This window comes from Armatimonadota bacterium (genome assembly GCA_025059775.1).
Taxonomy (GTDB): Bacteria; Sysuimicrobiota; Sysuimicrobiia; order Sysuimicrobiales; family Sysuimicrobiaceae; genus Sysuimicrobium.
Genome location: JANXCW010000015.1, coordinates 13,518 through 38,898, shown reverse-complemented (window position 1 = coordinate 38,898; position 25,381 = coordinate 13,518). Strand labels below are relative to the sequence as shown.

Below are 25,381 nucleotides of genomic sequence, written 5' to 3'. Positions count from 1 at the left end.
AATCAACCCCTTCGCCGCCAACTCCGCAATCGCATCGTACGCCCAGTGGTTCGTCGGAACATCCGCAAACGGCTGGGCCCGCAGCCTCTCTCCCCCAACCCCCGCGAGGAGAAGGCCCATCAGCCCCACGATCCAGGGGATAGACCACAAGCGTCGAGTGTGCATCGACTGGATCCTCCTTTCTTTTCTTTCGGTATCTCACGAACTTTCAGCAGGAGAGGAGCGTTGAAGGAGCAAGGGGGACGGCGGGGTAGGGGCGCTCCCGGGGTGCACAGGGGTGGGGGTGTGGCCGCCGCCCCCCCTCAGCTCCACCTAGCGGCAGTGGCCCACGTATTTCACGTTCACATCCTGAAGTGTTGCATGCCCTGCCACCTTCCCGGCATCTCGGAAAGCTGTCCCTGGCTTGAGCCGAGCAATGCACTGTCGGGCCGCGGCGTATACAGGCTCGGGGAACTCTACATAGCCTACAGCACGGGTTAGGTTGGTCTTCTTACCGCGTTGCCGGGGATCATCCACCACCAAGTTCACACCGCTCTGCTTCCCCACGTACCAGTTAGCGAACTGGCGTACCTCTGGCTTGGAAAGGGCACTCGCACGGTTGAGATAGATGAACAGAGGTCGTGTGAGAGGGTAGCGGCCGGACTTGGTATTGTCGAACGTGGGCTCGATTCCGCGGCACTGATCGTTGGACGTGAGGTCCACTCGGTCGCTAGGATCCAGGGCAACACCCTTCACTCGGCCCAGATTCTCTTCCAGATATGCGAGTCCGAAGTAGCCCAGGGCCCCTTCATCCCGGGAGACGAATTGTACGGTCACGTTATCGTCCTCTGTGGCTTGGTAGTCCCCTCGGCTCGCCTTCGCCCGACCCACCACCATCTCCGTGAAGCTGTCAAAGGTACCGGAGTCTGCACCTGCGCCCGCCAGCCGCAGGGGCCGATCCGGAAAAGTAGGACGAATCTGACGCCAGCTCGTAATCCTCCGCTCTGCTCCGGGCTCCCACATCCGCTTGAGTTCACCAAGGGTAAGGCAGGTGGCCCAGGTGTTCCGGGGATTTACCACCACACTGAGCCCATCAATCGCCACAGGCACTTCCACGTAGCTCACTAGGTTTCGCCGGCAGGCCTCATCCTCCTCTGACCGGATGGGGCGAGAGGCATCCTGGATGTCCGTGCGGGATTGAGCGCTGTCTGCGCAGAACTTCTTGAACCCACCACCCGTACCACTAATTCCCACGGTAATACGGATACCCCGGCCCTGCGAGGTCTTTCCGAATTCTTCCGCTACCGCACTTGTGAGAGGCGCCACGGTACTGGATCCATCGATGACAATGGTGCCTGGGGGACTTGCAGTACCACCTGCCCGCTGCTGGGCTAGACCTGAAGGGACCAAACTAATTGCTGAGAGCAGAACAGCACCAGCCACAAGGATTCGAGTCCTACTCCGCATAGGGAACACACCTCCTCCTTTCTGTTTCTTCTCCTCTCATCTCATCTCATTACAACCCCCATGTCGCAGGGGTGCGTTAAGATACTCATAAGACTAAGTTAACTCGGGTTAAGTCCCGATTTCTCTCCCCTCGCGATGGCGTACCGCCACCACCGAGGGACGAGGCGGCACGGTACCATCCGGCCATCGACTGATCGGTCGCTCAAACGTCCCGCCTTCCCCCGGATGTTGGATGGCCACGAAGAGGGTCCGGAAGTCTGGAGTGAACTCCGGACCACATATTTCGCATCCTACAGGGCCACTCAGAAACTGCCACACCCGGCCCCGTTCAGGTCCCGAGACAGGTGCCACATAAAGTGCATCGTTGTATCCCAGGGCAGCAGGTTGCCCGTCCGTAGCAATCCAAAGATTCCCGCTACGATCAAACACGATGTTGTCCGGACAGCTGATGGGGCTCACCCGTTCCTTCGCATATCCTGCGAAGTACGTATCCGGATCCTTAGGGTTCCCGCAGAGCAGGAAGATCTGCCAGCGGAAGCGGGTGGCCGTGTGGTCTCCCGCGGCTTCAAAGAGCTCCAGTACATGGCCGTGACGGTTCACGGGCCGAGGATTCGCGGGATCCACCTGAGACAGAGTCCGTCGGTCATTATTGGTGCACACCACGTACACCGTACCCGTGACGGGACTCGCCTCGATGTCCTCTGGTCGATCCATCTTTGTGGCTCCCAGGAGATCGGCAGCACCTCGGGTGTTCAGGAGCACGTCCGCTTGGCTGCGGAACCCGTTCTCAGGAGTGAGGGGCCCCTGACCAAACACCAGGGGGAGCCACTCGCCAGTACCGTCCGGGTAGAACTTCGCTACGTACAGCGTCCCCTCGTCCAGAAGAGTGAGGTTGTGGGCGCGATCCTCTGGGCGGAATGGCTTACTCGAAACAAACTTGTAGATATACTCGAACCGCTCATCGTCTCCAGAGTACACCACCACACGTCGATCCCGGCTGACCACGGTGGTGGCTCCCTCGTGTTTGAACCGGCCCAGGGCCGTGCGCTTGCGCGGCACGAAGGTGGGATCATACGGATCTACCTCCACCACCCATCCGAACCGGAAGGGCTCATTAGGCTCTCGAGCCACATCGAACCTCGGATGATGCAGTTCCCATCGCCGCTCGCTAGAACCCCGGGGAATTCCGTAGCGGGCATGCACCCGGGCACGGGGATCATCTGCAGGCAACTGACCTGCATTGCCGAAGTATTGATGAAAGTTCTCTTCGCACGTGAGCACCGTGCCCCAAGGAGTCACACCACCCGCGCAGTTGTTCAACGTGCCACGAACCCGGGTCCCCGTAGGATCCTCTCGGGTGCGCATCCACTCGTGACCGGCAGCAGGTCCGGTCACGAGACACAAGGTCTCACCAGTAATTCGGCGATTGAAGCGAGAGGCCCGCAGGTACGTCCAGGAGCCGTCGGAGGCCTGACGAACCTCCACCACAGAGCCTCCATGCGCAGCGAGTTCCACATCCACCATCTCCCGTGTGGGACGCCCTACAGGATATTCAGAGAACATCAACTCCGGATTGGTATACTCATGGTTCACCCACAGGAGGCCCTGGCCAGCGGCTCGAGACCCTGGAGGCAAAGGCAGAAAAGTGACGTAGTCACAGTTGTATCCAAACTGACGTGCCTGAGCCTCTGCAGTCTGGCGCCGCGGATCGTAGGGCGGTGCATCTGCGGTAATGGGATCTCCCCACCGGATCACCACCTGGGTGAGGTATCCGGAAGGGACCATGACTCGATCCTCTCGGCTTAACCCTACCGGGATGAATCGGACGCCAGACTCTACCTTCGCTCCTTGCGCGACCCGACCGAGCCACGCAGGGGTCCCTAACACGATGGTAGCCCCCAGCAGCGTCCGTAGGAACTCCCGCCGGGTGAGGGCCTCCTCGAGAACCTCTCCCATCGTAGGGTTCGAGGCAAGGTTTGAAACTTCGGTGAAGCAAGAGTAACCACATTTCCAGCGACAAAGCTGTAAGAAGCTCCGTCGGTCCACCATCCGGACTCCCCCCCTCACCTGATTTGTTCACATCTTCACCTCTTTTCTCTTCTCTTTCATCGTTAACCTTTATCTAGAATTCTGTTAAAAGTTTGTAAACGCACGGGGCTGCTTTCTTGTGCTGCCTCTATCTCTTCCTGGGCCCCTTCCGAGAACCAGGGACTAGAGACTAGCAGATCTGCTGTCGACCGGTTGCAAGCAGTAGGAATATTCCAAAGTACTGCCACGCGCAGCAGGGCTTTTACATCCGGATCGTGAGGATGAGGTTCCAGGGGATCCCAGAAGAACACCAACATATCTACATCTCCCTCCACGATTCTGGACCCTACCTGAAGGTCTCCTCCCAGGGGCCCGCGCTGGAAGCACACGATCGGAAGATCCAACTCTTGAGCTAGGAGCCTCCCTGTGCTCCCGGTAGCGTACAGAGCGTGCCTTGCCAGTAGATCCCGGTGATCTCGTGCCCAGGTGATCAGGTCCGGTTTCCGGTTATCGTGGGCGATGAGCACGATCCGCTTGCGGGAGATCGTGCGCTGAGTATCCGTCATGCCCATTTCATCCCTCCTTCCTGCCTCCTTCCTGTTCTTGCAAACTTCAGGATGGCTAAGACTGCGATACAGCCTGAGTTTCAACAAACTCGTGTTTTGTATGAATCCATTAAGGTATTTCAAAGTTCAGCTCAAACCTACATAGGGATAATTCGGGACGGTTCCTAAAAAAGGTCTTAATCTAGCTTTATACATCCATTAAATGGATCCATTGAGCTTAATCTCCCGAAGAACTATTAAGAAAGGGTGGGATTGACGTGGAAAATTTGTCGCGACGTACATTCTTGAGGAAAGCCGTGTTGTATACCGCAGGGGTAGCTTTCCCCCGAGTCTTCTCCACTTCCTGGGCCACTCCTCGGCTCCGAATTCCTTACGGAGTTCAAAGTGGTGAGGTTACCCCAGGGGGCGCAGTGGTGTGGGCCGCATCCGATCGTCCGGCTCGCATGGTCGTGGAATGGTCCACGACAGACCGGTTCCGTGACGTCCAACGCATAGTAGGACCCTGGGCAACTCCAGATAGCGGTTTCACCGCCAAAGTCTGGATCCCAGATCTCCCGCCAGGATCCGACATCTTCTACCGTGTGTTCTTCGAGGACCCCTCAGATCCCGCTGCCCGCAGTGAACCCATGATGGGGCACCTTCGCACTCCGCCCCAGGATACCCGAACTGTGCGCTTTCTTTGGTCCGGGGACACCGCAGGGCAAGGGTGGGGGGTTAACCCAGAGTGGGGAGGCATGCGCATTTACGAGACCATGCGACGCCTGCAACCGGATTTCTTTGTCCACTGCGGAGACATGATCTACGCAGACAATCCCCTTCTCCCCGCTGTTGCTCTTCCGGATGGATCCGTCTGGCGCAATGTGGTTACACCTGAGAAAGCCAAGGTGGCAGAGACTCTGGAGGAATTTCGCGGCAATTATCGTTACAATCTTCTGGACGCGAACGTGCGCCGCTTCCACGCTGAAGTACCGGTCTACGTTCTCTGGGATGACCACGAGGTGACCAACAACTGGTACTGGGAGCGTGTCTTGCACGAAGACGCTCGTTACACAGTGAAGGACGTACGGACTCTAGCCGTTCGAGCCAAGCGTGCTATGTGGGAGTTCACCCCTCTGCGTGGGCCCCGGGTATATCGGAAGATCTCCTACGGTCCGCATCTGGATCTGTTCCTGCTGGACATGCGCACCTACCGGGGACCGAACGGCGAGAACCGTCAGCTGGTTCTGGAACCAGGAGCCCGAATTCTCGGATCGGAACAGGTTCGCTGGCTCAAACGCGAGCTCCTGCGTTCCCGTGCAACCTGGAAGGTAATCGCCGCGGACATGCCCTTGGGGCTCATCGTTTACCACGATGCGGGTCGCCGGTGGGGCTCAGAGGCTGTGGCCCAGGGGAGTGGTCCACCCATGGGGCGGGAGTTGGAGATCGCGGAGGTGCTGGCGTTTCTCAAACAACACGGCATCCAGAATACGGTTTGGATTACCGCGGATGTCCACTACTGTGCCACCCACCACTACCATCCGGATCGGGCTCAGTTCCGGGACTTCCTGCCCTTCTATGAGTTCGTCTCGGGACCTCTGCATGCAGGTGGGTTTGGGCCGAATGCCTTGGACGACACCTTCGGACCAGCAGTGGTCTTTCAAAAGCACCCTCCTACCCCTAACACGCCGCCCACAGCAGGTTACCTCTTCTTCGGCGAAGCGGTGATCGATGGCCGCAGTGGAGTTCTAACGGTCCGACACCGGGATGTCTCGGGGGCCGTACTGCATGAGCTCATGCTGGAACCTCGCCGCTGATCGGCTCGTCAGTCGCACAGAGCCGGGGGGAGCACCCGGAGGGCGCTGAGGGGACCGGGGTAGTGCGCCAATTCCACCCCTGCCTCCTTTAGGAGCTGAGCCGCGACGGGATCCGGGTAGTCTCCGGTGTAGACCACCCGGGCAATGCCCACGTTCGCAATCATCTTGGCGCACACTAGACAGGGTTGGTGGGTGCAGTACAGGGTTCCTCCCGCGATGGCGACTCCGTGGTAGGCGGCTTGAAGAATAGCGTTCTGCTCGGCGTGAATGCACAGGCACGTGTCGTGGCCTGTTCCGGAGGGGGCCTCTCCCGCGCATCGGGGACACCCCCCTTCCCCACAGTTCCGCAGCCCCCGGGGGGTATCGTTGTACCCCGTAGAGAGGACCATGCGGTTCAGGACGATCACCGCGCCCACCCGGCGGCGGAGGCACGTGGAGCGGCTGCTCACAAGCACCGCCATGCTCATGAAGTAATCATCCCAGCTAGGGCGCATCACCGGGTTCCGAACAGGCGATCTCCCGCGTCCCCGAGTCCCGGGAGGATGTAACCGTGAGCGTCCAGGCGCTCGTCCACCGCCGCGGTATAGATCTCCACCTCCGGGTGCTCGGTGTGGAGCCGGGCGATCCCCTCAGGGGCTGCGATGAGACACAGGAACTTGAACCGCCTGGTCCCTTGTTCCTTGAGGAGGCGTACGCACGCGGAGGCGGATCCTCCCGTAGCGAGCATGGGATCCAGGATCAGCGCCTCCCGTTGGGCCATGTCCTCGGGGAGCTTCGCATAGTACACGGTGGGGAGCAGGGTTTCGGGGTCCCGCTCGATACCCACGTGGCCTACCCGTGCGGTGGGCAGCAGTTTCACGATCCCCGGCTCCATACCAAGCCCCGCACGGAGAATGGACACAACGGCGAGCATGGAGCTGGAAATGCTCCTTCCCCGCGTACGCATCAGAGGGGTCTCGACCTCCACCTCATGCGTGCCCAGGTCCCGGGTGGCCTCGAAGGCCATCAGCAGCGCAAGTTCCTCCATCAGTTCCCGGAACTCCTTGTGCCCGGTGCGCCGGTCCCGCAGCAGGGACAGCTTGTGCTGAATGAGCGGGTGGTCCACCACGCGGACTCCGGACACCGCGCCCTCCTACTCCCCCGGAAGGGCCAGGAACTCCGGCACCGCCTCCTCCGGGTAGATGGGGAAGGCCGCGCAGAGCTCGTGCACCTCGGCCCGCACGCGTCCCGCCACCTCCGGATCTCCGGGCGCGGAGAGCACCGTATGGATCCAGCCGGCGATGCGGCGCATCTCGTCCTCCCGCATGCCCCGGGTAGTCACCGCGGGCGTACCGATCCGGATGCCGCTGGTGACCGTAGGCTTCTGGGGATCGAAGGGAACCATGTTCTTGTTCACGATGATGTGGGCTGCCCCCAGGGCCGTCTCCGCCATTTTCCCTGTGAGGTTTCGGTCACGCAGGTCGACCAGGATCAGGTGGTTGTCGGTTCCGCCGGTGGTGAGGTGGTACCCCCGTCGCATCAGCTCCTCCGCCAGGGTCTGCGCGTTCCGCACCACCTGCGCCGCGTACGTCCGGAACTCAGGCCGGGCAGCCTCATGGAAGCAGACGGCCTTGGCCGCGATCACGTGCATGAGGGGCCCACCTTGGGAGAAGGGGAACACCGCCCGGTCCACCTCCCGGGCGAGCTCCGCCCGGCAGAGGATGAGGCCCCCGCGGGGTCCGCGCAGGGTCTTGTGGGTGGTGGAGGTGACGAGATCCGCGTACGGCACGGGGTTGGGGTGCACGCCCCCCGCCACTAGTCCTGCGAAGTGGGCCATATCCACCATCAGGTACGCCCCGACGTCGTCCGCGATCTCCCGAAGCCGGGCGAAGTCGTAGGTCCGTGGGTAGGCTGTGGCACCGGCGACGATCAGGCGTGGGTGATGCTCACGAGCAAGTTGTGCGATCTGGTCGTAGTCGATCCGCTCCGTCCGAGGGTCCACTCCGTAGGGGACGATGTGGAACAGCCGCCCACTGAAGTTCACAGGGCTTCCGTGGGTGAGGTGTCCCCCGTGTGCGAGATCCATGGCCAGGATCCGGTCGCCGGGCCGCAGCACCGCGAAGTACGCGGCGAAGTTGGCCTGCGTGCCGGAGTGGGGCTGAACGTTGGTGTGTTCCGCCCCGAAGAGGAGCTTCGCCCGTTCCCGGGCCATCTGCTCTACCCTGTCCACGTACGTGCATCCCCCGTAGTATCGGCGTCCGGGGTACCCTTCCGCGTACTTGTTGGTGAGCACGCTCCCCTGGGCCTCCAGCACCGCCCGGCTCGCGTAGTTCTCCGAGGCGATGAGGTTCAGCTGCAGCCGCTGCCGGTTGAGATCCTGCAGAATGGCATCGGCCACTTCCGGATCGCTGCGTTGCAGGTAGCGAAGCACGTCAATCCCTCCGCATGTACTTCTCTTCCAACCGCCGGATCTTCTCCAGCCGCGGCACGTGGCGACCTCCTTCGAACTCCGTGTGGAGCCAGATCCGCACGATCTCCCGGGCCAGCTCCACCCCCACAACCCGGGCACCCAGGGAGAGCATGTTGGCATCGTTGTGGGCCCGGCTCATGCGGGCCGTGTACGCTTCCCAGCACAGGGCGCACCGGATGCCCGGAACCTTGTTGGCAACCATGGCCTCCCCGTTGCCACTCCCACCGACGACGATGCCCCGATGGCACTCCCCTCTCGCGACCGCCTCCGCGGCGGGGATTACGAAGTCCGGGTAGTCCACGGGGTCCTCCCCGAACGTCCCGAAGTCCACCGCCTCATAGCCCAGCTCCGCGAGGTCCGCCTTCAGGATCTCCTTCAGGGCATACCCCGCATGGTCGCTCGCGATGGCGATCCGCATCCCGCTGCTCCTTCGCCGCCGCGCCTAGAGGTTCCTCCGCCCTCCGGGCCACCGTCCCGCCACCACCCGCGCCAACCCCGCCAGGTCCCGCTCCACCCGAACCTCCCCGAAACCCGCTTCCCGCATCATGCGGGTCACCCGAGCGGGCTGATCCCACTTCGGGCTCACCTCCAGGGCCAGGAGCCCGCCCGGGAGCAGCACGGGAGGGGCCGAGGCGATGATCCGGGCGTGGAGTTCGGTCCCCGTAGGCCCCGGTGCGAGGACCGCGAGGGTGGGTTCCGCGCGGACCTCAGGGGGCAGCTCCTCCATGGCCTGCGGGGGGACGTAGGGCGGGTTGCTGACTACCGCGTGCGCCCGTACCCCCTGCGCCGCCACGGGCTGCAGGGCATCCCCCTGGAGGAACCGCACCCGGTCCAGGACCCCGTGGCGTCGGGCGTTCTCGTGGGCCACCTCCAGGGCCTCGGAGGAGATGTCCGTGGCGTACACCATTGCCCTCCTGTGGTGCACCGCGAGGGCCACCGCCACCGCTCCGCTCCCCGTACCTACCTCCACCACCACGGGCTCGGGGTGGTGGCGGATTGCCTCCAAGGCGAGATCCACCAGGAGCTCCGTCTCGGGTCGGGGGACAAGAACGCGCTCGTCCACCAGGAACGCAAGCCCATAGAACTCCCGCTCTCCGAGCAGGTAAGCGGTCGGTGTCCCCGCACCCCGCGCTTCCAGGAGACGCACGTACCGGGTCCACACCGCCAGGGAAGGTGCCTGCGTCCACCGGAGGTACAGCCCTGCCCGGTCAAGCCCCGCGGCATGGCGGAGGAGCACCTCCGCCTCCAGTTCTGGACTTTCCACCCCGCAGGCGCGGAGGTGCTCCCGCCCCAGCAAGTAGGCCTCCCGGAGGCTTGGAGGGACGGAGGTCACCGCCACGGCGTTGCTGCACTCACGAGGCCCCCGCGGCTGCCTGCAGCGCCGCGAGCCTGGTGGCCCGCTCGCGGGCCACCAGGGCCTCCAGGAGCGGATCAAGATCCCCGCCCAGCACCTCCTCAAGCCGGTACAGGGTGAGGCCGAGGCGGTGGTCCGTGACGCGGTTCTGGGGGAAATTGTACGTGCGGATCTTCTCGCTACGCTCGCCCGTGCCCACCTGCTGGCGCCGCTGGGCCGCGATCCGCTCCTGCTGCTCCCGCTGGCGGCGCTCCAGCAGGTGGGACCGGAGGATGCGCAGGGCCTTCTCCCGGTTCTGGTACTGGCTGCGCTCGTCCTGGCAGGTCACCACAATCCCGGTGGGCAGGTGGCGCACCCGCACCGCGGTCTCCACCTTGTTCACGTGCTGACCGCCCGCGCCACCTGCCCGGAAGGTCTCGATCTCCAGCTCCTCCGGCCGGATCTCCACTTCCACTTCCTCCGCCTCCGGGAGCACCGCCACCGTGGCCGTGGAGGTGTGGATGCGGCCTGCGGCCTCCGTAACCGGCACCCGCTGCACCCGATGCACCCCGCTCTCGTGCTTGAGCCGGCTGTACGCCCCTCTTCCCGCGATGCCCAGAGTGGCGGACTTCACCCCGCCCAGGTCGCTGGGCTGCAGATCCAGGATCTCCACCCTCCACCCCTTGCGCTCCGCGTACCGGGTGTACATCCGGAGCAAATCCCCGGCAAACAGGGCTGCCTCCTCCCCCCCGGTTCCGGGTCGGATCTCCACGATCACGTTCCGGTCGTCGTAGGGATCCCGGGGAGCCAGGCGCTCCTCCAGCCGGGCCCGCACCTCCGTCTCCTCCCGGCGCAGCCGCTCCAGCTCCTGCTCCGCGAGCTCCCGCATCTCTGGATCCGGGTCGTGTCGCAGGGCCTCCGTCCCCTCCAGATCCCGCCGGATGCGGCGCAGTTCCCGGATCAGGGCCACGAGTTCCTCTAACTCCGCATGCTCCTTCGCCAGCTCCCGGTACCGGGCGGGATCGGAGCACACCGCGGGATCACCCAGCCGCTCGGTCAGGGCCTCGTAGCGGGCCTCGTATGCCTCCAGGTGCTTCCAGTCCAGCATCCCTACACCACCACCCGCTCCAGCAGAACATCCTCCTCCCGGAGAAGGACGTTCTGCAGGGCCCGAATGGCCACCTCCACCTGCCCGTCGTCCGGCTCCCGGGTGGTGAGGTGCTGCAACCACAGTCCCGGAAGCACGAACGGCCGAATCCACCGGGAACGAGCCCCCGCGCGGATCACCTCATAGCTCAGCCCCGCCACGAGAGGCAAGAGCAGCACCCGGGAGGCGATCCGCTCCCCAAGCGGTGGCTTCCCCAGGAGGGAGAAGACCATCACCGCCACCCCCATCACCACCAGCAGGAAGGAAGTGCCGCAGCGGGGGTGGAACCGGCTCTGCTTCTGAACCTCCGACACCACGAGGGGTACACCGCGTTCCCACGCGTTCACCGCCTTGTGCTCCGCCCCGTGGTACATGTACACCCGGCGCAGGTGGGGAAGCAGGCCTACGAGCCCTACATACAGAACGACGAGCGCCACCCGGATGCATCCCTCCACGAGATTGAAGGCCACGGGGGGCAGGTCGTGGGCCACCCACCGGACCAGCACGGTGGGCGTGACGAAGAAAAGCCCCACCGCAACCCCGAGCCCCCCCGCCAAGCTCAGGGCCACCTCCCGACCGGAGAGCTCCCGGCCCCCTTTCTCGGAGGCGACCTGGTTCGCGGAGTACAAGAGAGCCCGGATGCCGACACCCAGGGCCTCGTATAGCACCACCACCCCGCGCACCACGGGGAGCCGCGCCCACCGGCTCCGTATCAGCAGGCTCGGCCGGTGCTGAACCTCCTCCACGATGCGACCATCCGGAGCCCGCACCGCGGTGCTGACCCATCGGGGGCCCCGCATCATGACCCCCTCCAGCACCGCCTGGCCGCCGATCATCACGCGTCCAGATCCCCGCATCCCGTAGCATCCTACCACCCGCGGGGCGGGTCGCGGGATCCCTATGGAAGGTACCGGAGAGGGTCTATGGGCTGGCCGCGGACGCGGACCTCGAAGTGCAGATGGGATCCCGTGCAGGCTCCGGTGCACCCTACCGCGGCGATCCGCTGGCCCTGCTCGACCCATTGGCCAGGCCGCACGAAGATCCGGGACGCGTGTCCGTAGTAGGTCTTCAGCCCTTCCCCGTGGTCCAGGATCACCAGCAACCCATACCCGCCGTACCACCCCGCGTAGCGCACCCGACCCGCTCGGGCCGCGTGGATCGGGGTTCCCCGCGGGGCCGCGATGTCGATGCCCAGGTGGTGGTGGCGCCACCGCCGGCCGAACCGACTCGTGAGAACCCCTCGTGCGGGCCACAGGAACCCTACCCTCCGCCGTACGGCGAAGGCCTGCGGGAGAGTCCCGGGAGCGGGAAGGCGCAGCCGCTGCCCCACTCGCAGCCGATCCCCGCGAAGGCCGTTAGCCCTCATCAGGGCCTGGACCGTAGTCCCGGAGCGCCGGGCGATGCTCCACAGGCTGTCCCCTGGGCGCACGATGTACACTGGGGAGTCTGTCCTTCCCTTCCCCGCGGGGGAGGGGAGACGAGAGGAGGACCAGGCAGGCCGCGCGGGGCTCCTCTCCGGGATCCGCAGGGTCTGCCCGATCCGGAGGACCTGGGTCGGCTTCATGCCGTTCGCCGCGGCGATGGCCTCCACCGTGGTCCCGTAGCGCCGGGCAAGATCCCACAGGGTGTCGCCGGGACGGACGGTGTGGGGAACGCCCCCGCCCTGCGTGGCTCCGGAGGAAAGGGTAGGAAACCCGAGGACCAACAGGCCCAGGTACAGCACCACCCATGCTCCCGTCCGCATCGCCAAACCTTCGCCCGGGGATTTCTTCCTAAACTCTGCGGAAGATTCTAACAAAGCCCTGGGGCCATGTATAGACCCTGAGCAAGACCGTCCCCTAGAGCTCTGGGCCAACGTCTATGGCTAGGGGAGCTGGCGGGTGCGCACGCACTCCGCAAGGCCCGCCAGGCCCAGGAGGAACCCGACGAGGGAAGCCGCGTAGGCCACGAGGGAGAGGAAGCTAGGGGGGAGCATCCGGAGGGTGGTGAAGAAGAGGTAAGTCCAGGAGGCGAGCAGGATCCCCAGGCCGAGGATCACAAGCCACCGGGAGCGGCTCACGGGTCGCTTTGGAGGGCCGGCTCGAGCTGTCTCTCCCCGCTCAGCAGCCAGCAGCTCGCGAGGTGTCCAGGAGAGGCCTCGAACTCAGGTGGGACTTCCCGATCGCACACCCCCGGGATCCGAACCGGACAGCGGGGGTGGAACCGGCATCCGGAGGGAGGCCTCAGGAGGCTTGGGGGTTCCCCAGGCGGGACCGGGCGCAGGCGGGTGGCGTTCTCCGGGTCCGGCTCCGGAAGGGCGGCAAGCAGCGCCTGGGTATACGGGTGCCGGGGGTTTCGGAGGAGCTCCCGGACCGGGGCCTGCTCCACGACGCGACCCGCGTACATCACGAAGACCCGCTCGCAGAAGTACCGCACCGTGGAGAGGTCGTGGGTGATGTAGAGGATGGTGAGCCGGTGCGTGTGCTGCAATCCCCGCAACAGCTGCAGGATCTCCACCCGCACGGAGGCGTCCAGCATGGAGACCGGTTCGTCCGCGATCAGGAGTTTGGGGCCCAGGATCATGGCCCGGGCAATCACCAGCCGCTGCTGCTGTCCGCCGCTCAGCATGTGGGGATAGCGGGGCAAGAACTCCTCCGCGGGAACGAGTCCCACCTCCTCCAGCACGGACCGGATTCGGTGGATCCGATCTCCTGGGGGAACGCGGTGGATGCGGAGGGGCTCTTCCAGGATGCGCCGCACGGTCATGAAGGGTGCCAGGGCCCCGTAGGGATCCTGCTGCACGTAGCCCATCCGGGACCGCGCCGCGGCCAGGTCCGCGTAAAGCGGCCTTCCCTCAAACAGGATCTCCCCCCGGATGGGCGGTACAAGTCCCAGCAGGGTCCTCGCGAGGGTACTCTTCCCGCACCCGCTCTCCCCCACCACCGCCACCGCCTCTCCCCGCCGTAGGGCAAAGCTCACCCCGTCCACGGCCCGCACCCATCCCACGTGCACGAACCCCCACCGCCGCAGCTCGAACCAGGTGTGCAGGTCCTGCACCTGCAGCAGCACCTCATCCATCGCGGGGCTCCTCCGCCCACAGCCAGCATTTTACCCATCGGTCGCCGCTCACCTGGAAGGAAGGCGGTTCCAGGAAACACCGGTCGAAGCGGGCGGGGCAGCGGTCCGCGAACCGGCAGCCCGTGGGCGGTCGGATGAGGCTGGGCGGTCGGCCCGGGATAGGCTCAATAGGCCGATCCTCCCGCAGGACGGGCACGCTTCCGAGCAGGGCCCGGGCGTACGGGTGGAGGGGGCCGGTGAAGAAAGCCCGGGCGGAGCATCGCTCCACCACCTGCCCCGCGTACATCACCGCCACCTCGTCCGCCAGCTCGCTGGCGTTGGCAAGATCGTGGGTGATGAGGAGGAAACTCGTTCCCAGCTCCCGCTTGATGATTTTCAGGAGGTTCATCAGGCTCGCCTGGGTGAGCACATCCAGGGCGCTGGTGGGTTCGTCGAGGATCACCAGCTCCGGACGGAGCACCAGGGCCTGCGCCAGGGCAACCCGCTGCCGCATGCCGCCGCTGAGCTCGAAAGGATAGCGGTCCACGAAATCCAGGGGCAGGCCCACCAGCTGGAAGGCCTCCTCCACCAGGGGCCGCGCCTCCGCCGGCGTTTTCGCTCGTCCGTGGACGAACAGGGGTTCCGCCACCTGATCCCCCGCCCGGAGCACGGGGTTGAGGGCGGTGGCAGCCGCCTGTGGCACCAGGCTCACCCGACGCCACCGCACCTCCCGCCGAAATCGCTCCTCCGGCATCTGCAGCAGTTCCAGCCCGTCCAGGTATACCCGGCCCGAGTAGGTGTGCACGTTGCGGGGCAGCAGCCTGAGAATGGCCCGCGCCAGGGAGCTCTTCCCGCACCCGCTCTCCCCCACCACCACCAGGGTCCGTCCCCGCTGCAGCACCATCTCCACCCCGTCCACGGCCTGCACGGGACCCTGGGCGGTGCGGAAATACAGGCGCAGATCCTCCACCCGCAGCATGCTACAGCTCCCGCAGACGCGGGTTGAACACCCGATCCAGGGCAAAGCCCAACAGCGTGAACCCCAAACCGGCCAGCATGAGCAGAACCGCGGGCTCCAGCACCCAGTAGTACTGCCCCACGTAGAGGGCACCCGCCCGGTACGCGTCTTCGATCACCTTCCCCCAGGTGGGCAAAAGCGGATCCCCGAGTCCCAGCACGCTCAGGGTGGCTTCCAGGAACACGAATCCCGGGATGAGGGTGACGAACTGCGGCACCAGGACAGGAACCGCCCGGGGCACCATGTACAGAAACACGATGCGCATCCCCCTGGCCCCGTATGCCCGGGCCGCCTCGACGTAGGGTGCCTCTTTGACCTGTAAAAACAGGGCCCGGTAGGTTTTGATCCCGCCTCCGAAGATCCCCAGCAGGATCACCACCCCCACGATGACCCACAGACTCCGGGAGTACAGGGTGGCCACCATGATGAGGATGGGCAGCCCGGGCAGGATGAGGTTCACCTCGGTGATGCGCTGGATGAGGCCGTCCACCCACCCGCCGTACCACGCGCCCAGGGCCGCGATCACCAGGGTGCTCACGCTGCTGCCCACGGACGCCACCAGCCCGAACGCCATGGCCACGGGCGTTCCCCACAGAAGCGCAAGGCTGAGGTCCCGCCGTAGGTGGTCCGTGCCCGCAACCCCGTGCACCTCCCCGTACGCTACCAGCCGCACCTCGACTTCCGAGTCGGGTTCGAAGAGGTACCCCCGCACCTGGAGCGCATACCGCCCTGGCACCGCCTCCTCCGGGCGGTCCGGAGAGGAGAACAGGATCACCTCCGGGCGCCCTCCAAGCTCCTGCTGGAGCCGTTGGTCGGTGCTGAGACGGTAGACGTCCCGCCCGCGGACGGCGAACTCCGCGATCCGGATCTCCACTCCGTCCGGTGGGACCCAGCTCAGCTCCACCTGCGGTGCCCTCTCCCGATGGCGGGCCTGGAGGAAAACCGCGAGCTCGCTGGGAGGGCGCCGGTACGGGTAGGTGAACGAAAGCGCGCCCACCACCTCCCGGACGCCTCCCGCCAACCGCCGCACGGACCAGATAGCGCTTGTGCCCTCCACCACCAGGGTGCGGGGCAGGTCCTCCCGCAGGAACCAGTTCACCCATTCGGGTCGGGCGTTGCGGGGGTTGTACTGCCACACCTCCTCCCCGCCCCGCCACAGCCGGATGGCCTCCGGGTAGGGGACGGCTACCACCGCGTACACGGAGAGGATCACGAAAAAGCCGATGATGACGAGGCCCGCCACCGCGGACCGGTACCGCACCAGCTCCCCGAACACCCGCCGCATCCCCCTATCCCCCTATCCGCACCCGGGGATCCACGATGGCGTAGGCCACGTCCAGCAGGAAGACGGTGATGGCCAGCAGGTACGCGTACAGGATGGTGGCGCCCACGATCACGGGGGTGTCCGCGAGTCCCACTGCCTGGTAGAGGGTACGACCCAGGCCCGGCCAGTTGAACACCGTCTCCAGCACGATGGCCCCGGTCCATGCCCCGATGAGGCCCAGGGCGAAACTGGTGAGGAGGGTAGGGAGGGCGGGGCGGAGGATGTACCGCCGCTCCAGCAGAGCGTCCGGAAGCCCCTTTGCCCGCGCCAGCTCCACGTAGTCCTCGCTGCTGAACAGCAGGAAGAAGGTGCGCCAGGAGTAGACGGCGAGCGGCAGGGAGGTGAGGGTGATGGCCGCCACGGGCAGGACCATGTGCCGGAGGACGCTCGCGGCATACGCGAGCTTCCCCTCCGGTGGGGGGGCTTCCACCATACCGCCGAAGGGAAGCCACCGCAGCCATGCGGCGAAGATCAGGATGAGGAAGATCCCGTAGAACCAGGCGGGCGGGGTGGAGAGGGGGGCCAGGGCGATCACCAAACGGTCCGGCAGGCTGCCGTACCGTCGGGAGAGGCTCAGGGCCGCGCTCACGGAGGCGAAGAAGAGCAGGATCTGTGTGGTGGCGAACAGGAGAAGGGTGGGGCCGAGGCGGTCCAGGAGGATCTGGCGCACCAGCCTGGAGCCCGTGTCGCTGGTCATGCGCTCCGCAAATCCCAGCCGCAACAGGAGCGCATCCCGGAGATACGCCACGGACCGTACGAGGAAGGGGCGATCGAGCCCCAGGCGCTGCTCCTCCACCCGGATCATCTCCGCCACCACCCGCTCCCGCACTTCCGGGGGCAGCCGGCGGATCTGCTCGTTCAGGGATGCCGTGAGGGCCACCTGCTCCCGGATCTCCGAGCGCTTGATCTGGTCCACGTACCCGCCCATGTTGGCCACCAGGATGGTGAGGTAGATGCCTACCGCGGTGGTACAGAACAGGGCCATCCCCCGGGTCACGGTGTAGGTGACAACCCGGACCAGGGTGGAGGTCGTCCGGGGGCGGGGCAGGGCCAGGGAGGCGGCTCGGGCCACGACGGCTACTGCGGGGGCAGGACCGTGAAGGTCACGGAGGCGAAGCCCGGAATGCTCACCACCCGGGAGACCACGATGACCTCAAGCCGTGCGGAGCCGGGTCTCAGGCGCGCGGTCACCTGCGGGGAGAGGACCACCTGCCATCTCTCTCCGAGACGCTGCGCACGGCCGCTGCCCGCGAGCTCGTTGCGGGCATCGAACAGCAGGTACCGCACCTCCGCGATGTCCCCGGGCGGATAGGGCCTGCCGCGGTGGGTGATGCGCACCTCGAAGGCGGCCTCCTGTCCGGTCCGCACGGTGCGGGGGCCGGTCAGGGATGCGGCAGCGATCCGGGGCTCCCCGAACCGCAGCCACTTGGTGGAGGGATCCGGAAACCGGCCGAACCGTCTCAGCTCCACGATCTTCTCCACGGGAGAGACCCGCTGCAGCAGGAACGGGCCCATCCCCACCCAGTAGTGGCCGCGGCCAGCCCGCCAAGCTGCCAGCAGCCGCCACCGCTGCCGCGCCTCCTCCGGGGAAATCCAGCGGCGCAGGGCCCGCTCGAAGGGGATGTAGTTCTCCGCCCGTGCGGCCCGGAGCTCCTCGTCGAGGATGGCCAGGGTGGGGCCGGCCACGTAGTTGAGCCGTTCCACCCGCTTCTCCGTGGCCTTCGCGGCCGTGAAGGCAGCCCGGCCGTTCGTCTCCGCCCGGATCCCCAGGGCCACGGTGTGCCAGGGGCCGGGTCCGAAGCCGTACACCGGCCAGAAGGCCCCCGCGGAGGTCATGAGCTCCGCTTCCAGGGTCCAGTCCGTGCTGTAGTACTCTACCACGAGGGGATCCTCCTGCACGATGCGGAACCCCCGGAAGGTCTCCACGAAGGACCGGAAGGCGGGAAGGTACGAGCGGTCAAAGAGCGGGCTTCCCTCCTCCGCCCGCTCGAAGGTCAGGATCCAGGCGAGCAGGATATCGCCCAGGCTCAGGCGGTTGCCGTCGTGCCACTGCACCTTCCGGAAGAGATCCCGCTCGAAGTGGATCACGCTCCTCCGGGTCGCGGTCAGTCCCTGGGGGTACCGCTCCCGAACCGTCACGAACCGCTGCTCCCGGGAGTCCCAACCGATGATGGCATCCTCCGGAACCCGGATCTGGGGCGCGAACTTCAACTCCAGCCAGTCCGCGCTCTTGGTGACCGGCAGCCCCTGCTGGACCGTGACCTCCACCCTCTCGACCCGCTGCGGCTGGGGCAGCCCCGTGTAGGGGTCCGGGAGGAAGGGGTAGTCCTGGGTGGCCCGGATCAGGGTGGTGTCGAAGATCCAGTTGGAACCGCCCACGGGGTTCCACGGCTCCGCCAGGATGCTCCGTAGCCCGACGCGCACCACGCCGCCGGAGCGATCCCGGTAGCGGAGGGTGTAAGGCCACAGGTACGATCCCGCCAGTCCCCCCGCGAGGTCACTCACCACCCCCACCTCCGCCCGCCAGGCCAGGACGGGAAGCCGATCCACCAGCCACACCCGTACGGAGTCCTGCAGGGCCAGCTCCAGGGCCCGGGCAAGCAACCGGTTGCGCTCCTGTGCGGAACGGAACCGGCGCTGCGCGAGCCGCTCCGCAAGTCGGTCGAATTCAGGGCTCGGCTGGTACGCCTGCCAGAGCGGGCTCGGAAGGCCACGCCGGGTGTAGAAGAAATCGAAGACGTCCACCTGGTCCCGGTCGATCACCGTGCTGATCCACCCGCCCGTGTAGAGGTGCCAGCGTCCCGCCGCGGGATCCCCCGTGCTCCAGATGGGGCTGAGCTCCGGGGCCCGGCCGTACCGTCGCTCTACGGTGAACCCCACCTGCTCCAGCAGTCCCGCCACGTAATCCCCGATCTGCCGGCGCTCGTCCTCGATACGGATGAGGAAGATGAGGACCACGGGGGCCCCCCGGAAGTGCCACTTTCCGCCCACCAGGGTGGCTCCCAGTTTCTGCATCTCCTCGGCAATCAGGGACCGGGCGCGCTCCGGGTTGTGCGCGTACCGGATCTCCAGCCGCCGGGCGACCTCCGCGACCCGGGCGTAGTCGGGGAATGCCCGGCTGATGGGGAGGTAGCGGGGCTCGCCGAGCCCTCCCATGAGCTCCTGGGCGATGTACCGCCGGTCCACGAGCCAGTTCATCGCCTCCCGGATACGGGGAACCGCGAAGGGGTTGAGGCGGTTCGTACCCGGAAAGACAGGCCCCACGGGGTTGAAGGTGAGTTCGTGGTAGAGACCGTAGCTCGTGGTGGAGACGAGGGCCCGGCTCTGACGGATCCGGTTGGCGATCTCCGGGATGGCCGTCTCGCTGAACCACGCGTGGAGGTCTCCGGCCTCCATGCGGCGCACCGCGGCCGCCTCGCTCGGCTCCTCCACCGCCACCACCGCGTCCACCCACGCCCCCACCCGCTGTCCCTGGGCCGCGGTGTGCGCGGGGAAGGCAAAGGCGGCAAGAGCCAGGAGGAACCCCAGGATTCCGTACCTCTTCTTGGCCCGCATGCGCTTCCCCCCTTGGATCACAGGTGCGTCCGGCCCACCTTTCCCATTCTATTCCGTGGCCTTCTCCAGCGGTGCGTACCCCAGGGCCAGGCGCTTCGTCCCGAGACCCGGAAAGTGGACGGTGACCACCGCCCGGCTCCCTTCCCCTTCCATCTCCACCACCCGACCCAGGCCGAAGTGGCGGTGCCGCACCCACTCCCCGACCCGGAGGTCGGGTCCCCCCCGGTCCGGTGGATTCGACCAGGCATCCGTCCACGCGAGGGGGGCCGAAACCTCCCGTACACAGGGCTTGGGGAGCTCCTCCAGGAATCGAGAGGGCACGCTCACCGTAGTGCGGCCGAGGAGGGTACGCTGCTGGGTATAGGTAAGGTACACGCGCTCCCTGGCCCGGGTGATGCCCACGTACGCGAGCCGCCGCTCCTCCTCCAGCTGCCGGGGATCCTCCAGGGAGCGACTGTGGGGGAAAAGCCCCTCCTCCAGCCCGCACAGGAACACCACGGAGAACTCCAGCCCCTTCGCCGCGTGGAGGGTCAGAAGCGTCACCCGGTCCTGGGTCTCATCATAGGTGTCCACGTCCGTCATGAGGGCCACGTGCTCCAAAAAGGCCTCCACATAGGTCTCCCCGCTGGCCCTCTCGAACTCCTGCGCTACGGTCACCAGCTCCCGCAGGTTCTCCAGGCGCGCACCGGCCTCTTCTGTTCCCTCCGCTTCCAGGGCCGCCCGGTATCCGGTCCGTTCGATGGCGAGGGAGATGAGCTCCGAAATCGTGGAGCGCGGCATAGCCTCCTGGAGTGCCTCCAGGGTCGCCGCGAACCCCTCCACCGCCCGTCGGAGCTGAGGGGAGAGGGCCGTGAGGACCTCCGGGTGCCGCAGGGCCTGCAGGGGCGGGATTCCCAGCCGCTCCGCGGCTGCTTCAATCCTCGCCAGGGTTCCCTCCCCAATACCCCGGCGGGGGACGTTGGCGATCCGCCGCAGGCTCAGCACGTCCCGCGGGTTTGTGAGCACCCGCAGGTACGCAAGCAGATCCTTCACCTCCCGCCGCTCGTAGAACCGTAGGGCCCCCACCACCTGGTAGGGGATCCCCGCCCGCAGGAGAGCTTCCTCGAACTGCCGCGATTGCGCGTTGATCCGGTACAGGATGGCACACGCCCGCAGGGGGTATCCCCGTGCCTGCAGCGCCCGCACCTCCTCCACCACGAACCGGGCCTCGTCGTGTTCATCCCTCGCCGCGTACACGATGAGGGGCTCTCCCGGGGGGTTCTCCGTCCATAGGCGCTTGGGGTAGCGGTGGGGGTTGTGGCGGATGAGGTGCTCTGCGGCCTCCAGGATGGTCTTCGTGGACCGGTAGTTCTGCTCGAGCGGGATGATCCGGGCATCGGGGAAGTCCCGCTCGAACTCCAGGATGTTGCGGATGTCCGCACCCCGCCACCCGTAGATGGCCTGGTCCACGTCCCCCACCGCGCACAGGTTCCGGTGCCGGGCCGCAAGGGCACGGAGGAGTCGGAACTGTACGGGGTTGGTGTCCTGGTACTCGTCCACCAGGATGTGCACAAACCGCTCCTGGCAGGCCGCCAGCACGTCCGGGCAGGTGGCGAAGAGCCGCAGGGTCTCCACCAGCATATCGTCGAAATCCAGGGCGTCGTGCTCCGCCAGGATCCGCTGGTACTCCCGCCACACCGCCGCCACCACCTGCTCAAAGTAGGTCGTGGCACGCCGTTCGTAGTCCGGCAGGTCCGTACCCTCGTTCTTGGCCGCGGAGATGAGCCCGAGCACCGCGCCGGGGGGGATGCGCCGCTCGTCGAGCTGTAGCCGCCGCAGGGCCTCCCGCACCGTGGCCCGCTGGTCCTCCTCGTCGTAGACCACAAAGCGCGGGGAGAGTCCGATGCGCTCCCCCCACCGTCGCAGGAGACGGCCGCAGATCCGGTGAAAGGTGCCGATCCAGAGGTGCTCCGCCACCCGACCACCCACCAGCTGCGCAATCCGGTCCCGCATCTCGCCCGCGGCCTTGTTGGTGAAGGTCACCGCGAGGATGCGGTCCGGCGGTACCCCGCGTCCCCGGATCAGGTAGGCCACCCGGTAGGCCAGGACCCGGGTCTTACCGCTCCCCGCGCCCGCCAGGATCAAAAGCGGCCCGCCCTCATGCAGGACCGCCTCCCGCTGCGCGGGGTTGAGGTCCGCGAGGAGCTCCAGCGGGCGCGTCACGGTCCGGGCCGCTCCACGGGTTCCAGGACTTCCCGCGCACGTGGGACCCGGGGTGGGCCCGAAGGCAGCCCCCTATGTTCCGGGTTTCTCGACCACGCCATGCTCCTCCACCATCTGCCGAATTGTACCGCGACTCGGGCGAGGGTTGAGTCGTCTACTCCCACTCGATGGTGGCGGGGGGCTTGGAGGTGATGTCGTAGACCACCCGGGTGATCTCCGGAACCTCCCGGGTGATCCGGGCCGCCAGGGTCTCCAGCAGCTCCGGGGGCAGGCGCGCCCAGTCCGCAGTCATGCCGTCTTCGCTGGTCACCGCCCGCACCACGGCCGCATACCCGTACGTGCGGGCATCCCCGGCCACGCCCACCGTCCGCACGGGCAGCAGAACACAGAAGGCCTGCCAGAGGGAACGCGCGAGCCCTGCCCGCCGGATTTCCTCCATCACGATAGCGTCCGCCTCCCGGAGGATGCGCAGCTTCTCCGCCGTCACCTCCCCCACCACCCGGATGGCGAGGCCCGGGCCGGGGAAGGGATGGCGCCAGATGAGCTCGTCCGGAAGCCCCAGGGCCTTCGCCACCTCCCGCACCTCGTCCTTAAAGAGCTCCCGGAAGGGCTCTATCAGCTGAAAACTCATACGTTCCGGGAGGCCACCCACGTTGTGGTGGGTCTTGATGCGGGCCGCGGTCCGGGTGCCGCTCTCGATGACGTCCGGATAGAGCGTGCCCTGCACGAGGAAGTCGATGCGTCCCAGCTGGCGCGCGTGCTCCTCGAAGACCCGCACGAACTCCTCCCCGATGCGCCGCCGCTTCTCCTCCGGGTCGGACACGCCCCGCAACCGTTCCAGGAAACGCGGGGCGGCATCCACGTGGATCAGGGGGACGCGGAAGTGATCCCGGAAGGTGCGCACTACCTGCTCCGCCTCGCCTTTGCGCAGAAACCCGTGATCCACGAAGATGCAACGGAGCTGATCCCCCACCGCCCGGTGCACTAAAGCCGCGGCCGCGGAGGAGTCCACTCCGCCCGAGAGGGCGCACAGCACCCTTCCAGCCCCCACCTGTTCCCGCACCCAGACCACGGCCTCCTCGAGGAACGAGGTCATGGTCCAGGATCCGGTACACCCGCACACCGTGAACAGGAAGTTCCGCAGCACCTCCCGTCCCCAGGGAGTGTGGGAAACCTCCGGGTGGAACTGCACACCGAACAGCCGCCGGGCGGGATGCGCCATGGCCGCGCACACTCCCTGATCCGTGCGGGCCAGGCTGACAAAACCGGGCGGCAGGTCCAGCACCGCGTCCCCGTGGCTCATCCAGCACAGCAACCGCCGCTCCAGCCCCGCGAACAGCACATCCGGCTCTTCCACCACCAGCCGGGTGCGGCCGTACTCCCGGTGGGGGCTAGGGCCCGTGCGACCGCCCAGCACGTGGGCCATCCACTGCATGCCGTAACAGATCCCCAGCACGGGAATCCCCAGGGAGAGCAGGGCGGCATCCGCCTGGGGAGCGTCGGGTTCGTAGACGCTCCGGGGTCCACCGGAGAGCACGATCCCCTTGGGCCGGAGGTCCCGGATGCGGGCCAGCGGCGCATCGTAGGGGAGGATGAGGCTGTAGACCCGGAGCTCCCGGATCCGACGGGCGATCAGCTGCGTGTACTGGGCGCCGAAATCGAGGACGAGAACGAGCTCTGGGGAGGCCGGACGGAGTTCCGCGGGCGCTTCCTCCACCTGCATCCCGATCACGGCCGGCCCTGGCCCACCCGCTGGGCGAACTGCACCGCCTTGCCCTCCGTGGCGAGGGCGGGGGCCAGCACCACCTCCACCTGGTGCATCTCCCGGATGGTAGAAGCCCCGCACATCCCCATGGCTGTCCGAAGGGCCTCCACGAGATTCTGGCTCCCATCGTCCACCTGCGCGGGGCCCAGGAGGATCTGGCGCAGCGTCCCCGTGGTTCCCACATAAATGCGGGTGCCCCGGGGAAGGGCGGGATGCGGGGTGGCCATGCCCCAGTGGTATCCCCGTCCCGGCGCCTCCGCCGCACGCGCGAGGGCACTCCCCAGCATCACCGCGTCCGCTCCGCACGCGATGGCCTTCGCGAGATCTCCCCCTACCGTGAGCCCACCATCCGCGATCACGGGGACATAGCGACCCGTGCGGACGTAGTAGGCATCCCGGGCCGCAGCCACGTCGCACAGGGCGGTGACCTGCGGAACGCCAACCCCCAGCACGCGGCGGCTCGTGCACGCGGCCCCGGGCCCCACGCCCACGAACACCCCCGCCACCCCCGCCTCCAGCAGCCCCATGGCCTGGGCGTACGAGACACAGTTCCCCGCCAGGACGGGGATCCCCAGCCGGTCCACCAGCTCCCGCAGGGAAACTCCCCGGCCACGGGTGGAGCGATGCTGCGCGGTCACCACGGTGGACTGGACTACGAGCACGTCGAGCCCCGCCTCCCGGGCGAGGGGGGCGAGGTGGGGGGCGTTCGCGGGGGTCACGGAGGCCATGGCCACCGCGCCCGCCCGCTTGAGCTCCTGGATGCGGCGGGCAACGAGGTCGTCCCGGACCGGACGGCGGTACACCTCCTGCAGAACCGCCACGCATCTCTCCGGGGGAGCCTGGACGATGGCCTCGATGGCCTCCGCGGGATCCTCGTACCGGGTCTGGATTCCCTCCAGGTTGAGTACCGCAGCTCCACCCAGCCCGTGCAGGAGCGCCGCCACCCGCACATCCGTCACGCTGTCCATGGCCGCGGCGAGCACGGGGATGCGGAAACGGAAGCCCGCCACCTCCCACGAGGTGTCCACATCCTCGGGATCCAGGGTGCTCGCGGCGGGAACCAGGGCGATGTCGTCGTACCCGTAGGCCCGGCGTGCCCACCGACCAATGCCGAGAGGCTCTCCCACGGGCTGCTCCGTCTCGCCTGGCACGGGGACCCGTTCGGGGATCTGCGTCTTCATTGGTACACCTCCGGCTTCAGCACGCACACGAAGGGCAGGTTCCGGTACAGCCCCGCGTAGTCCAGACCGTAGCCCACCACGAACCTGTTGGGAATCCGGAAGCCCACGTACCGCAGAGGGACCTCCCGGATGCGGCGTTCCGCCTTGTCCAGAAGCACGCACACCGCAAGACTCGCGGGATACCGGGCCTTCAGGGTGGTGAGCAGGTAGTCCATGGTGAGCCCGGTGTCCACGATGTCATCCACGATGATCACGTGCCGCCCCTCGATGCTCTCATTGAGGTCCTTGAGGATCCGCACCACCCCCGTGCTCTCCGTGCCCCGGCCATAGGCGCTGGTGGCCATGAAATCCAGGTGCACGGGGATGGTGATGGCCCGCAGGAGATCGCACACGAAGAACACCGCGCCCGTGAGGATTCCCACCAGCAACGGTTCCTTCCCTTCGTAGTCCTCTGAAATCTGGCGGCCCAGCTCCCGCACCCGGGACTGCAGCGCCTCCTCCGGGATCAACACCTCCGCTACGTCGTCCAGCAACCCCA

General features: G+C 66.6%; 23 protein-coding genes. 1 reads left to right on the top strand and 22 read right to left on the bottom strand.

All coding sequences use genetic code 11. From position 1 onward, the window contains the following. The 4 genes from N0A24_10445 to N0A24_10430 form a co-directional block, all read right to left on the bottom strand. Window positions 1-120: S-layer homology domain-containing protein (locus N0A24_10445; GenBank protein MCS7173767.1), on the bottom strand; the 120-nt coding region annotated here is incomplete at its 3' end. Window positions 121-312: 192 nt separating this feature from the next. After that, window positions 313-1,446, bottom strand: coding sequence for a PstS family phosphate ABC transporter substrate-binding protein (locus tag N0A24_10440; protein MCS7173766.1), 1,134 nt, complete (start codon window positions 1,444-1,446; stop codon window positions 313-315). Between the two features lie 108 nt (window positions 1,447-1,554). Continuing rightward, entirely contained in the window at window positions 1,555-3,402 is a 1,848-nt protein-coding gene (locus N0A24_10435) for a PhoX family phosphatase (protein MCS7173765.1), read from the bottom strand. A gap of 155 nt (window positions 3,403-3,557) precedes the next feature. Next, on the bottom strand, window positions 3,558-4,040 hold the full coding sequence (locus tag N0A24_10430) for a methylglyoxal synthase (protein ID MCS7173764.1): 483 nt from the start codon (window positions 4,038-4,040) through the stop codon (window positions 3,558-3,560). 296 nt (window positions 4,041-4,336) lie between these two features. On the opposite strand from N0A24_10430, the gene N0A24_10425 reads away from it, so the two are divergent. Further along, window positions 4,337-5,833, top strand: coding sequence for an alkaline phosphatase D family protein (locus N0A24_10425; GenBank protein MCS7173763.1), 1,497 nt, complete (start codon window positions 4,337-4,339; stop codon window positions 5,831-5,833). Between the two features lie 8 nt (window positions 5,834-5,841). Here N0A24_10425 and N0A24_10420 read toward each other — a convergent pair whose 3' ends face one another. The 18 genes from N0A24_10420 to hpt form a co-directional block, all read right to left on the bottom strand. After that, window positions 5,842-6,327 (bottom strand): cytidine/deoxycytidylate deaminase family protein, encoded by a 486-nt coding sequence (locus N0A24_10420; protein ID MCS7173762.1) that lies wholly within the window; start codon window positions 6,325-6,327, stop codon window positions 5,842-5,844. After that, on the bottom strand, window positions 6,327-6,956 hold the full coding sequence (gene upp / locus N0A24_10415; protein ID MCS7173761.1) for a uracil phosphoribosyltransferase: 630 nt from the start codon (window positions 6,954-6,956) through the stop codon (window positions 6,327-6,329). Before upp ends, N0A24_10420 begins: the two co-directional genes overlap by 1 nt. A 9-nt stretch (window positions 6,957-6,965) precedes the next feature. Next, complete coding sequence (locus N0A24_10410) at window positions 6,966-8,243, bottom strand: serine hydroxymethyltransferase (protein MCS7173760.1); 1,278 nt, start codon at window positions 8,241-8,243, stop codon at window positions 6,966-6,968. A gap of 1 nt (window position 8,244) precedes the next feature. Then, window positions 8,245-8,700: a ribose 5-phosphate isomerase B gene (rpiB, locus tag N0A24_10405; protein MCS7173759.1), complete on the bottom strand. Its 456-nt coding sequence runs from the start codon at window positions 8,698-8,700 to the stop codon at window positions 8,245-8,247. 24 nt (window positions 8,701-8,724) lie between these two features. Beyond that, window positions 8,725-9,621 (bottom strand): peptide chain release factor N(5)-glutamine methyltransferase, encoded by an 897-nt coding sequence (prmC, locus tag N0A24_10400; protein MCS7173758.1) that lies wholly within the window; start codon window positions 9,619-9,621, stop codon window positions 8,725-8,727. Window positions 9,622-9,634: 13 nt separating this feature from the next. Then, entirely contained in the window at window positions 9,635-10,723 is a 1,089-nt protein-coding gene (gene prfA / locus N0A24_10395) for a peptide chain release factor 1 (protein ID MCS7173757.1), read from the bottom strand. A 2-nt stretch (window positions 10,724-10,725) separates the two neighbouring features. After that, the gene (locus N0A24_10390; GenBank protein MCS7173756.1) at window positions 10,726-11,619 is read right to left on the bottom strand and encodes a DUF1385 domain-containing protein; all 894 of its coding nucleotides are present in this window, start codon (window positions 11,617-11,619) and stop codon (window positions 10,726-10,728) included. A 41-nt stretch (window positions 11,620-11,660) separates the two neighbouring features. Beyond that, window positions 11,661-12,506: a M23 family metallopeptidase gene (locus N0A24_10385; protein MCS7173755.1), complete on the bottom strand. Its 846-nt coding sequence runs from the start codon at window positions 12,504-12,506 to the stop codon at window positions 11,661-11,663. A gap of 120 nt (window positions 12,507-12,626) precedes the next feature. Beyond that, window positions 12,627-12,821 (bottom strand): hypothetical protein, encoded by a 195-nt coding sequence (locus N0A24_10380; GenBank protein MCS7173754.1) that lies wholly within the window; start codon window positions 12,819-12,821, stop codon window positions 12,627-12,629. After that, complete coding sequence (locus N0A24_10375) at window positions 12,818-13,819, bottom strand: ABC transporter ATP-binding protein (GenBank protein MCS7173753.1); 1,002 nt, start codon at window positions 13,817-13,819, stop codon at window positions 12,818-12,820. Before N0A24_10375 ends, N0A24_10380 begins: the two co-directional genes overlap by 4 nt. Next, window positions 13,812-14,777 (bottom strand): ABC transporter ATP-binding protein, encoded by a 966-nt coding sequence (locus N0A24_10370; GenBank protein MCS7173752.1) that lies wholly within the window; start codon window positions 14,775-14,777, stop codon window positions 13,812-13,814. Before N0A24_10370 ends, N0A24_10375 begins: the two co-directional genes overlap by 8 nt. Before the next feature lies 1 nt (window position 14,778). Further along, window positions 14,779-16,101 (bottom strand): ABC transporter permease, encoded by a 1,323-nt coding sequence (locus tag N0A24_10365; protein ID MCS7173751.1) that lies wholly within the window; start codon window positions 16,099-16,101, stop codon window positions 14,779-14,781. 4 nt (window positions 16,102-16,105) lie between these two features. Next, window positions 16,106-17,125, bottom strand: coding sequence for an ABC transporter permease (locus tag N0A24_10360; protein MCS7173750.1), 1,020 nt, complete (start codon window positions 17,123-17,125; stop codon window positions 16,106-16,108). A 92-nt stretch (window positions 17,126-17,217) separates the two neighbouring features. Then, window positions 17,218-19,695, bottom strand: a complete 2,478-nt coding sequence (locus tag N0A24_10355) for an ABC transporter substrate-binding protein (GenBank protein MCS7173749.1) — start codon at window positions 19,693-19,695, stop codon at window positions 17,218-17,220. 48 nt (window positions 19,696-19,743) lie between these two features. Beyond that, window positions 19,744-21,897, bottom strand: a complete 2,154-nt coding sequence (locus N0A24_10350; GenBank protein MCS7173748.1) for a UvrD-helicase domain-containing protein — start codon at window positions 21,895-21,897, stop codon at window positions 19,744-19,746. Window positions 21,898-22,051: 154 nt separating this feature from the next. Then, the gene (gene guaA, locus N0A24_10345; GenBank protein ID MCS7173747.1) at window positions 22,052-23,620 is read right to left on the bottom strand and encodes a glutamine-hydrolyzing GMP synthase; all 1,569 of its coding nucleotides are present in this window, start codon (window positions 23,618-23,620) and stop codon (window positions 22,052-22,054) included. A gap of 5 nt (window positions 23,621-23,625) precedes the next feature. After that, window positions 23,626-24,789: a GuaB3 family IMP dehydrogenase-related protein gene (locus N0A24_10340; protein MCS7173746.1), complete on the bottom strand. Its 1,164-nt coding sequence runs from the start codon at window positions 24,787-24,789 to the stop codon at window positions 23,626-23,628. A 50-nt stretch (window positions 24,790-24,839) separates the two neighbouring features. Then, window positions 24,840-25,376, bottom strand: coding sequence for a hypoxanthine phosphoribosyltransferase (gene hpt, locus N0A24_10335; protein MCS7173745.1), 537 nt, complete (start codon window positions 25,374-25,376; stop codon window positions 24,840-24,842). Between the last annotated feature and the right edge of the window lie 5 nt (window positions 25,377-25,381).